The organism is Polaromonas sp. UBA4122 (assembly GCA_002381615.1).
Lineage (GTDB): Bacteria > Pseudomonadota > Gammaproteobacteria > Burkholderiales > Burkholderiaceae_C > Polaromonas.
In genome coordinates this window covers 329-9305 of record DFWY01000017.1, presented here as the reverse complement: position 1 = coordinate 9305, position 8977 = coordinate 329, and the positions used below count along the sequence as shown (strand labels likewise).

At 61.8% G+C, this 8977-nt stretch carries 14 protein-coding genes; 6 read left to right on the top strand and 8 right to left on the bottom strand.

Going from position 1 to position 8977, the window contains the following annotated elements:
- Positions 1-258 (top strand): hypothetical protein (locus B3F77_RS02440; protein ID WP_293603418.1); only part of this gene is annotated, 258 nt, incomplete at its 5' end.
- A 67-nt stretch (positions 259-325) separates the two neighbouring features.
- Here B3F77_RS02440 and B3F77_RS02435 read toward each other — a convergent pair.
- Positions 326-691, bottom strand: coding sequence for a YXWGXW repeat-containing protein (locus B3F77_RS02435; protein WP_293603417.1), 366 nt, complete (start codon positions 689-691; stop codon positions 326-328).
- A 130-nt stretch (positions 692-821) separates the two neighbouring features.
- Positions 822-1034 (bottom strand): DUF5329 family protein, encoded by a 213-nt coding sequence (locus tag B3F77_RS02430; RefSeq protein ID WP_293603416.1) that lies wholly within the window; start codon positions 1032-1034, stop codon positions 822-824.
- On the opposite strand from B3F77_RS02430, the gene B3F77_RS02425 reads away from it, so the two are divergent.
- Genes B3F77_RS02425 through ruvB form a run of 4 tightly spaced genes read left to right on the top strand, consistent with a single transcriptional unit; the run spans position 1033 to position 3619 of the window.
- A complete protein-coding gene (locus B3F77_RS02425; RefSeq protein ID WP_293603415.1) occupies positions 1033-1857 on the top strand; it encodes a type ISP restriction/modification enzyme in 825 nt (274 codons plus the stop codon). The two genes, B3F77_RS02430 and B3F77_RS02425, sit on opposite strands and share 2 nt — an antisense overlap.
- 58 nt (positions 1858-1915) lie before the next feature.
- Positions 1916-2143: a hypothetical protein gene (locus tag B3F77_RS02420; RefSeq protein ID WP_293603414.1), complete on the top strand. Its 228-nt coding sequence runs from the start codon at positions 1916-1918 to the stop codon at positions 2141-2143.
- A gap of 3 nt (positions 2144-2146) precedes the next feature.
- Positions 2147-2506 (top strand): toxin-antitoxin system HicB family antitoxin, encoded by a 360-nt coding sequence (locus B3F77_RS02415; RefSeq protein WP_293603413.1) that lies wholly within the window; start codon positions 2147-2149, stop codon positions 2504-2506.
- A gap of 48 nt (positions 2507-2554) precedes the next feature.
- On the top strand, positions 2555-3619 hold the full coding sequence (gene ruvB / locus B3F77_RS02410) for a Holliday junction branch migration DNA helicase RuvB (protein ID WP_293603412.1): 1065 nt from the start codon (positions 2555-2557) through the stop codon (positions 3617-3619).
- 54 nt (positions 3620-3673) lie between these two features.
- Here the strand turns inward: ruvB and B3F77_RS02405 are convergent, their stop codons facing one another.
- From B3F77_RS02405 to B3F77_RS02380, 6 genes are all read right to left on the bottom strand, one after another.
- Positions 3674-4855 (bottom strand): DSD1 family PLP-dependent enzyme, encoded by a 1182-nt coding sequence (locus B3F77_RS02405; RefSeq protein WP_293603411.1) that lies wholly within the window; start codon positions 4853-4855, stop codon positions 3674-3676.
- 24 nt (positions 4856-4879) lie between these two features.
- Positions 4880-5557, bottom strand: a complete 678-nt coding sequence (locus B3F77_RS02400; RefSeq protein WP_293603410.1) for a histidine phosphatase family protein — start codon at positions 5555-5557, stop codon at positions 4880-4882.
- Positions 5558-5597: 40 nt separating this feature from the next.
- Entirely contained in the window at positions 5598-6215 is a 618-nt protein-coding gene (locus tag B3F77_RS02395; RefSeq protein ID WP_293603409.1) for a DUF4136 domain-containing protein, read from the bottom strand.
- Positions 6216-6249: 34 nt separating this feature from the next.
- Positions 6250-7194, bottom strand: coding sequence for a tRNA 2-thiocytidine(32) synthetase TtcA (ttcA, locus tag B3F77_RS02390; protein WP_293603408.1), 945 nt, complete (start codon positions 7192-7194; stop codon positions 6250-6252).
- Positions 7195-7199: 5 nt separating this feature from the next.
- Entirely contained in the window at positions 7200-7571 is a 372-nt protein-coding gene (locus B3F77_RS02385; RefSeq protein WP_293603407.1) for a dihydroneopterin aldolase, read from the bottom strand.
- A gap of 67 nt (positions 7572-7638) precedes the next feature.
- Positions 7639-8406 carry an SDR family oxidoreductase gene (locus B3F77_RS02380; protein ID WP_293603406.1) on the bottom strand — a complete coding sequence of 256 codons (768 nt, stop codon included), beginning with the start codon at positions 8404-8406 and terminating at the stop codon, positions 7639-7641.
- Positions 8407-8489: 83 nt separating this feature from the next.
- On the opposite strand from B3F77_RS02380, the gene B3F77_RS02375 reads away from it, so the two are divergent.
- On the top strand, positions 8490-8977 hold a 488-nt coding region (locus B3F77_RS02375), incomplete at its 3' end, for an SAM-dependent methyltransferase (RefSeq protein WP_293603405.1).

Sequence of the window (8977 nt, the reverse complement as noted above, 5' to 3'; positions counted from 1 at the left end):
GAAGAGGCGCGCGAGCAATTCAAACTGGGCGAAGATGCGCAGGACTGGACCGTGGCAAGCGCGCAGAAGGACTTGAACGACACGCGGCGCCTTCCCAAGCAGGCGGAAGGCGATGCATTGCAGCCGACACCGCCAAAGTCTGAATGGCCGCTAGACCCGGCGCGCGTCGTACCTGTGGCCTACCGCCCGTTTGACACGCGCTTCACCTACTACACCGGCAAGTCAAAGGGTTTCATTGCAGGGCGCGGGGCGAGGTGATGCGGCATCTCGTTGTTCCAAACCTTGCGCTCATCGCAGCGAAACAGAGCAAAGACGCCCGGTTGTATTAATTGCGATTCGGGTTATTGGGCGCGCGATCCAGACGATTCGGGACGCCGTCACTATCGCGATCACCGCGGGTCCAGCCGCCGCGGTTCATGTTCCAACGCCCATCACGCTCCACCCATGTCGGCTGGTTGTATATATAGCCGCGGCGTTCGCGTATCCAGGTACCCCTGACCCATTGATGCTGTCGATTTCTCCATTCCCAATGACCGGAAACCCACACATAACCATGGCGCGGCGGGGGCGCGACCTCTGCTCGGAGCGGTGGCGGGGCGACTCGCACAATAACAGTCGCGGCAGTGACCGAAGTCGCAATACCCCCAAAAGATGCCGCCAGCATGGCGGCAAGCAGAACTTTCTTAATCATAGTGAACACCTGACAAGTAGTTGAATAAGCGTTGTCTTTGTAACCCGAATCCGGAACGCAGTATGTGCGTTAGCACGCACAGTCGTAGGCCCATGAATAAAACTTTCGTCAGGACTATCTGGGGCCTTGCTCAGTTGGTCTTGGGAAGCGCTTCACGCTGCACTGCGCGCACTTCTCTTAATCGCGTGGTCATCCACGCAGCGCTGTACATTTGCTCTTCAGCGCCGCATTGAACCTGATATGGCTTTCCGCTCATGCTGCTCTTCATGGAAGTGCATAAAGCGGCCAGTAGCACCATGACCGGCCTTGAACGAACAGCGCCGATGCGATGTTGACCGTTCATGCCGATATGTTCCTTATCTGGCGACAAGTTCTCAGGGTTTGCGGGCGGAATCCTTGACGATTGGGGCATTTTTATCAGTGCTGGCATTGGCGGTCATAAGGCATGCGTCGGCTATGACATCAACAACTTCTTTCCCCTGTGGCTGCTCCCCGTACAGCCCCAGCCCGGCACGCCGCCGCAAGACCAGCGTCGTCCCAACCTGGCACCCGCGTTCCTGTCGGCGCTCGCACAGGCATTGGGTCGCGCCACCACCATTCCGCACGGCCTGCCCGAGGGCGTCACGCCGGAGGACGTGCTGGCTTATGTCTATGCGGTGCTGCACGCGTCTAGCTACCGGCAACGCTACGCCGAGTATTTGAAAAGCGACTTCCCTCGAATCCCATTAATAAATCAGGCTCTAGCCCCTGTCGATACTGCGCAAGCAGCTACTTATTTTGTAGCGAGTTGGAGCGCCTTGCTGCCGCTGGGTCGGGAGCTGCTTGAGCTGCACCTGCTCAAAAATGTGCCTACCGCTTTGCGCGTCAAGTTTGCCATGCAGGGCAGCAACGAAGTGGAGAAGCCGCGTTTTGAGAGCGGCCGCGTCTGGATCAATGCCACCCAATACTTTGACGGCGTGCCGGCGGAAACCTGGCGCTTCAAGGTTGGTGGCTACGCGGTGTGCGAAAAGTGGTTGAAAGACCGCAAAGGCCGCCAGCTGGACTTTGCCGACATCCAGCACTACGGCGCCGTCGTCGCCGCACTCACCCGCACCCGCGAGCTGATGCGGGAGATCGACGCCGTTGCCAACGGCAAGCTCTGGCCCGAAGCGGCAGACAGTCTATGACCCCGAAAACACCCGTCTCACCTTGACAAGTGATGTTGCGGGTAATACTATTTAACCCATGAACACCGCTACCAAATTGTTCGAAGCCATGCGCCGCAATTCGCTGGATTGGCGCATCGAGCAGCTTCAGACGGTAGCGCGGCAGCACGGTATCGACTGGCGGCAGGAGGGCACCAGCCATTGCGTGTTCGTCCGTGCCGACGGCAAGACCCTGCCGGTGCCGGCGCATCGCCCGATCAAGCCGGTTTATGTGAAAAAATTTGTGGCGTTGGTGAAAGGAGATTGATCCATGAAGAACCTGTCCGATTACCCCTTTGAGATTCGCCCGCTGGCCGCCGGCGAAGGCGGGGGCTACCTGATTTCCTACCCTGATTTTTCGGAGTGCATTTCCGACGGCGAAACCATCGAGGAGGCCATTGCCAACGGCCATGACGCACTCAAGGCGACGATTGCCGCTCTGGAAGCGAATGGTTTACCGGTACCTGCTCCCAATGGCGGCGGGGTGGCGTCCGGCAAGTTCGTCGCCCGCGTGCCCAAGACGATTCATGCCCAGCTCGCTACGCGCGCCAGGGCCGAGGGGGTATCCCTCAATGCGCTGGTGCTGGCCTTCATCGCCGAAGGCCTGGGGCGTCGCGAACATCATGTCTGAGTCTGCGTGCACGCTATAGTCAGGCCTCATTCAGCATTTCCACCCGACGTGAGCATTCAAACCGACGACTTCGACATGTCCGCGCTGCCGCCCGGCCAGCGCGTGATCTCTAGCACGCCCGCTTCGCCGCGTGAAGAGGCGATTGAGCGCGCGCTGCGGCCCAAGCTGTTTGACGAGTATGTGGGCCAGACCAAGGCGCGCGAACAACTCGAAATCTTCATCGGCGCCGCCAAAAAACGCAGCGAAGCGCTCGACCATGTGCTGCTGTTTGGCCCGCCGGGGCTGGGCAAGACCACGTTGAGCCACATCATTGCGCACGAACTGGGCGTGAACATGCGCCAAACCTCGGGTCCGGTGCTGGAAAAGCCCAAGGACCTGGCGGCGCTGCTGACCAATCTGGAAAAGAACGACGTTCTTTTCATTGACGAGATCCACCGCCTGAGCCCGGTGGTCGAGGAAATTTTGTATCCCGCGCTGGAGGACTACCAGATCGACATCATGATCGGCGAAGGTCCGGCGGCGCGCTCAATCAAGCTCGATTTGCAGCCCTTCACGCTGGTCGGCGCCACCACCCGCGCCGGCATGCTGACCAACCCGCTGCGCGACCGTTTTGGCATCGTCGCCCGGCTGGAGTTTTACACCCCCGAAGAACTGGCACGCATTGTCAAGCGCAGCGCGGGCTTGCTCAACGTGCCCACCGACGCCGAAGGCGGCTTTGAAATTGCGCGCCGCTCGCGTGGCACGCCGCGCATTGCCAACCGGCTGCTGCGCCGCGTGCGCGATTACGCCGATGTCAAAGGCGTGGGCGAGATCACGCTAGCCATTGCCAACATGGCGCTGGCCATGCTCGATGTCGATCCGCAAGGCTTTGACGTGATGGACCGCAAGCTGCTGGAGGCCGTGATCCACCGGTTTGACGGCGGCCCGGTGGGCCTGGACAACATTGCCGCAAGCATTGGCGAAGAGCGTGACACGATTGAAGACGTGATCGAGCCCTATCTGATTCAGCAGGGCTTTTTGCAGCGCACGCCGCGCGGACGCATTGCTACCCTGGCGGCCTATCGGCATTTGGGGGTGACGCCGCCGGTCAGTGGCAATGACATGTTCACTTGAAGGCCGGGGACACAACTGTCTTACTGAAAAAGTCGGCGCCCGCGCCATCACCGGTCAGGTCATCGCGCCCCGCGCGTCCACCCTGTAAATGCGTTGCACGGTGCCGCTGCGCAGCCCGCCGGTCACGCCAATCATCACATCGTGCAGGTTGACTGTAGGGTCGCAGTGGCCGGGAATCAGCCACAGCATGCGGCCCAGTCCGGGCACGCGCTTGCTGCCTGCGGCGGGCCGCAAGATGCCGTGCTCGTCACCCCCGTTGAAGTACTCCAGTTCGCTTTCGGCATCAAAGGCGTGCACCAGCGGCATCCCGGAGTCGATGGCATGGCTTTTGTGGCCGGCATCGCACACGGCATGGCCACTGTGCGTGCTGATGACTTGTGTTTTGACAAACAGGGCGTGCTCAAACTGCAGCTGCGCCGGGTCACGCTCGTTTAGTGCGTAGTCGGCATCCATGAACATGAAGGAGCCCGCCTGCAGCTCGCCGTAAACGCCGCTGGCGGCCTCCAGTACAAAGCTGCCGGTGCCCGCGCCAGTGACCAAACCGGGCACCACGCCTTGGGTCTCTATCAGCTGGCGTGTGTGCACCACCGCGTCGACTGCCTTGGCGATGGCGTCGCGCCGGTCCTGCACGCTGCGCAGGTGCTGCGCCTTGCCGTGGTAGGCCTGCAGGCCGGCGAAGCGCAGGGCTGGGTGCTTGCGAATTTCCAGCGCCAGGGTGACCGCCGCAGAACCGGGCTCGACACCACAGCGGCCCTGGCCGACGTCGATTTCCACAAACACGTCAATCACCGTGCCCACCCCGTTGCCGGCACGGGCTTCGTTCATGGCCTGGGCAAGCCGGATCACGCCCTCGGGGCTGTCTGCGGCGATGGCGAGTTGGCCGCCATGGGCCGCCACCTTTTGCGCCAGTAGCGCCACACGTGCCAGTTTGGCCGGTGCAATCACCTCGTTGCTGATGTACACGTTGTAGACTCCGCCGGCCACCATGACTTCGGCTTCGGCGGTTTTCTGCACGCACACCCCCACCGCGCCGGCCTTGATTTGCATTTTGGCCAGCGCGACGCTCTTGTGCAGCTTGGCATGGGGTCGCCAGCGGATGTTGTGCTTTTTCGCAAACTCGGCCATGCGGGCCAGATTGCGCTTCATCGCGTCCAGGTCAATGACCAGGGCGGGTGTGTCGATGTCGTTGACAGGCTTGCCCATCAATTCGGCCAAACCGGGTGGCAGGGTACTCATCGGGTGCTGGGGTGGCTGGCGTGATTATTGGGCGTTGACGGCGCCATGGGCGGATCCGTCTGCAAACCGGTTGTCGTCGAGCGCTTCGTCGTCCAGGTGCTGGGTGTCGTCCCAGCCCACCAGCGTGAAGCCCTCGGGGGTCCAGAGCAGGCGGTTGATGGCCGTGTTGCCCAGGGCCCAGGTGCGCGGCGCCTGGATGTCCAGCCGGGTGGCGGCGCGGTACAGCACGTCCATCACGCCGCCGTGGCCCACCAGCGCAATCAGCTCGCCCGGGTGTTGGGCGGCCAGCCTCTCCGCGGCCTCTACGACCCGGCTGCGCAAGGCCAGCAGCGACTCGCCGCCCGCGGGGGCAAATTCCGGATCGCGCTTGCGCCAGCGCAGGGACTGCTCAGGCAGCAGCGCTTCAATTTCGGCAAAGGTCTTTCCCTCGAAGTCGCCAAAGCCGCGTTCGCGCAGGCCTTCCTCCCGGGTCACTTCCACGCCCAACTCGCGCCCGAGGTAATGCGCCGTCTCCCAGGCCCGGGTGAGATCGCTGGCGTAAATGGCCGTAATGGGGTCGTCCGCCAGCGCCAGCGCCATCCGCTCAGCCTGCCTGCGGCCCGTGTCATTGAGCGGAATGTCGAGTTGGCCCTGAATGCGGGTGTCCACATTCCAGGTGGTTTCGCCATGGCGGATGGCAATGATGCGGGTCGGTTCAATCATCTGATGTGCGGCGGATCGCGGTGAATGCTTGGTTTGGAAGTTAGCGCGGGGTTTCGACATTGATACGGCGCGTGCCGGGCGGTGGCTGGGGGAAGCCGCGCAGGGCGGCGTCCAGCATGGCGGACAGCACGGCCAGGGTATTGCTCGACACGCCGTCGTGCAGAGCCCGGGTTTCAAAAACGACCTGGTTGGAACTCAGGTCGCGCATCAAAATGCTCAGGTCGCGCTTGAAGTAGGGCTCTGAAAAGCGCATGGGAAACGACAGGCCGACCGCAGCGCCGCGGCTGCCGCCACCCAGAAAAACGCCTGGCGCGGGGAATCCGAAGCCGTCATAACCTACGCCGTCATAAGGCACACGCTCAACGACCAAGGTATTGACAACCACCTGAACGCTGTAGCGTGCCACGGCCGGGTTCAGTTCCATGCCGACCTTGGCCAGGGCAGTTCGCGCCAGCGCTTCCACGCGGTCCTGTTGCGCCCCGACGGCCTGCTGTGAGGGCAGGCGCTCAAAACGGTAAGCCGTGCCGGGCCCGGGCGGGGCGGCGCTCCAGTGGGAGAAAGCGGTGACATCGCTGTCAATCAGCTGCACGGTGGAGCAGCCTGCCATGAAAAATGCCATGACGGCTACTGAAAATAGAGCTGCAAGTGCTCGTTTCATAAGGCCTCCAGGTGGGTTCTGTAAAAGCATGACGCTAACGCGAGGTAAACGAGTTGATTCCGATCACGGAAACACCCGGTAGCGCCGGTTTGTTGAATTCTTCGGCATCAAACGCCTTGTCGCCCCCGGCATCGGCAACGCCGGTCGTCCTGATGTTTTTGAAGTCATGGCGTTTGCTGTCCATCAGGTGCGAGGGCACGATGTTTTGCAGGGCAGCGAACATGTTCTCCAATCGGCCCGGGTGCATTTTCTCCCATTCCCGCAGCATGTTGCCGACCTGCTTGCGCTGCAGGTTTTCCTGGCTGCCGCAAAGCGTGCAGGGAATGATGGGAAAGTCGCGCACCTGCGCCCAGCGTGTCAGGTCTTTTTCAGTCACATAGGCCATGGGGCGGATCACGATGTTTTTGCCGTCGTCGCTGACCAGCTTGGGCGGCATGCCCTTGAGCTTGGCCGCAAAAAACATGTTCAGGAAAAACGTCTGCAACATGTCGTCGCGGTGATGACCCAGCGCAATCTTGGTCGCACCCAGCTCGCCTGCCACCCGGTACAAAATGCCGCGCCGCAGACGCGAGCACAGCGAGCACAGCGTTTTGCCCTCGGGAATGACGCGGGTGACTATGCTGTAGGTGTCCTGGTTCTCGATGTGAAAAGGCACGCCGAGCTTGCCCAGATAGTCAGGCAGCACATGCTCGGGGAAGCCGGGCTGCTTCTGGTCCAGGTTGACGGCGATCAGTTCGAAATTGATGGGCGCGCGCTTTTGTAATTTCAGCAAAATGTCAAGCATGGCGTAGCTGTCTTTGCCGCCCGACACGCACACCATGACCTTGTCACCTTCCTCGATCATGTTGAAGTCGACAATCGCGCGGCCGACTTCGCGGCACAGGCGCTTTTCGAGCTTGTGATCTTCGCGCTCAATCTTCATGGAATTCTGTACCCGTGCCGAACTCTCAATCTGTTCGTCCATCCAAACGGCGCTCATATTTTTTACCACTGTCCTGTCTCGACGCGAATGGCCACTTCGCAGTCGTCAAAAATTTCGAGTTTTGCAATCTTCACCCGCACACCCAGCACGCCGGGCAGTTGCATCAGCCGGTGCGCCAGTTTGCCGATCAGGCTCTCCAGCAGGTTGGCATGCTCGGCCGTACATTCGGCGATGATGATCTGGCGCACCTTGCGGTAGTCCAGCACATGGTTGATGTCATCGTCGTGGGGCAGTAGCGGCTGCGTGCCGAGGTTCAGCTCGGCATCGACCTGAATCGGCTGCGGTGCGGTTTTTTCGTGGGCCAGGATGCCCAGATTGGCGTCAAAGCGCAAACCGGTGAGATTCAAAATTTGGGTGCCCCGGGTGTTGAACATGGTGCCAGTCTGTAATAAGTCAGTTGTTGGGTCTGTCAGCCAAAGCCGACTCTTGGTGGGCGATGGTTTACATCAGCGAAAAATCGCGCTTGAACTTCATCAGGTGCTGGCCACCGTCCACCAGCAGGGTGGTGCCGGTGATGGAGGCGTTCTCCAGCGCAAACTTCACCGTTGCAGCGACATCGGCGGGCGTTGAAGAGCGGCCCAGTGGCGAGAGCTTGTGCCGCGCCTCAAATTGTTCGTCGCTCAGCAGGTGGCTGGTCAGGGTCAGGCCGGGCGCCACGCCGACCACGCGGACCTGCGGCGCCAGGGCCAGGGCCAGCATGGTGCCGGCCGCTTCCAGTGCGGCTTTGGACAGTGTGTAGCTGAAAAAATCAGGGTTCTGGTTCCACAGCTTCTGGTCCAGCAGATTGACCACGGCACCTAGCGCGTTGCGGGAGGCGACGTGGCCATGCAGCGCCTGGGCGAGCACGATGGCGGCACCGGTGTTGCTATGCAGGTGCTTGTCCATGCTGGCAAAGCTGAAGCTGGCGGCCGTGTCATGCTCAAACGTCGAGGCGTTGTTGACCACGGCATCGACCCGGCCAAAATGGGTGACCACGCGCGGCAACAGGCCCCGGACCGCGGTTTCATCCGCTAAATCAGCATAAAAAGCGGCTGCAGCCCCCGAGATACGGACGCAGTCAGCTACTGTTTTAATAGCGTCAGTTTCGGAGCTGCGGTAGTGCACCGCCACCCGCCAGCCGCCTGCGGCCAGCGCCAGCGCGATCTCGCGGCCCAGCCGCCTGGCGGCGCCGGTCACGAGAACAACGGGTTGGGACGGGGCTGGGGTCATCAGGCTGGTGTGGTTGGAGGTTGTGTTGGAGGGGGCCAGGGCTGGATCGCCGACAATCACCGGCGGTGACGACGAGGACCCACATGACGAATCCCCCCATTTTAACGAGCGACCTGCATGCCCGCATCGTCCAGGCCATTGGCGCTGCGGGCGGCTGGATAGGCTTTGACCACTTCATGGCGTTGGCGCTCTACACACCGGGCCTGGGCTACTACGCCAACGACTCCCTCAAATTCGGCCTGATGCCCGCTGGCGTGAAGGGCGGCGGCAGCGATTTTGTCACCGCGCCCGAGCTGTCCCCGCGTTTTGGCCAGACCCTGGCCCGCCAGGTGGCCCAGGCACTTCAGGCCACGAGTACGGCTGAAGTCTGGGAGTTTGGCGCGGGTTCCGGCGCGCTGGCGCTGCAGATGCTGGACACCCTGGGGCCGCTGGTGGAGCGTTACACGATTGTGGATATCTCGGGCAGCCTGCGTGAGCGCCAGCGCGAACGGCTGGCCGCGCACGCCGGCAAAGTGCACTGGGCGAGCGAGTTGCCGCCGCGGATGCGCGGCGTGGTGCTGGGCAATGAAGT